Below are 752 nucleotides of genomic sequence, written 5' to 3'. Positions count from 1 at the left end.
GAGCACGACTTGCCCCGACAGGGCCTATTCTCCGCCGAAATTCCGAAATTGCCTCGGCAACTGCGGCATTGAAGTGTTCGACATTGTCGAATTCGGTGTTCACGGTGCCGAGCAGGGTGTGCGCCTGACGGCCTAACACCTTCTCACCGAAGACTGTGCCGCAATTCCGGCGGTGCAGCGCCTCCCGGACTCGGGTCACAGCGGCACCGAACCTTACGTCGCGAAGGCCGCGCGGCGGCCACATCCCCAGCAGCCCGGAGAACACCGCCATGGCCATGCCACCACATTCGGAGTGTGGTCACCCACAGCCGGCATCATTCTCTTCCGCACCGCACTCACACACGGTTCACCCGAAAACGACTGCGGCACCGCACACGAGTGGAGACAACTCGACACCACACCGCGATGATCAACAGGCACCGGGACGGCCACCCGGGACTGCCCCGGCTCTGGTTGACACCTGACCTGTGAGGGATCTGCCCTCACAGTGGAAGGATGATCGACATGCCGAAGCCGTATCCCGAGGAGTTCCGCCGCGACGTCGTCGCCGTGGCCCGCAAACGCGAAGCCCCGCTGGAACAGATCGCGAAGGACTTCGGGATCTCCGAGACTTGCCTGAAGAACTGGCTGCGCAAGGCCGACATCGAGGACGGCACCCGACCCGGCCCCACACGGGACGAATCCGACGAGCTCCGCGAGGCCCGCAAACGTATCCGGCTGCTCGAACAGGAAGCGGAGGTGATGCGCCGGGC

At 64.4% G+C, this 752-nt stretch carries 2 protein-coding genes; one reads left to right on the top strand and one right to left on the bottom strand.

Annotated elements, in window-relative coordinates; genetic code table 11:
- Positions 1-277: hypothetical protein (locus ACFWJO_RS39320; RefSeq protein ID WP_386873046.1), on the bottom strand; the 277-nt coding region annotated here is incomplete at its 3' end.
- A gap of 227 nt (positions 278-504) precedes the next feature.
- Between ACFWJO_RS39320 and ACFWJO_RS39315 the strand changes: the two genes are divergently transcribed.
- Positions 505-752 (top strand): transposase (locus tag ACFWJO_RS39315; protein ID WP_386873047.1); only part of this gene is annotated, 248 nt, incomplete at its 3' end.

Source organism: Streptomyces sp. NPDC127092 (assembly GCF_042722475.1).
Lineage (GTDB): Bacteria > Actinomycetota > Actinomycetes > Streptomycetales > Streptomycetaceae > Streptomyces.
Note: the sequence above shows the minus strand (reverse complement) of the source record. Positions and strands in the feature narration are given on the sequence as shown.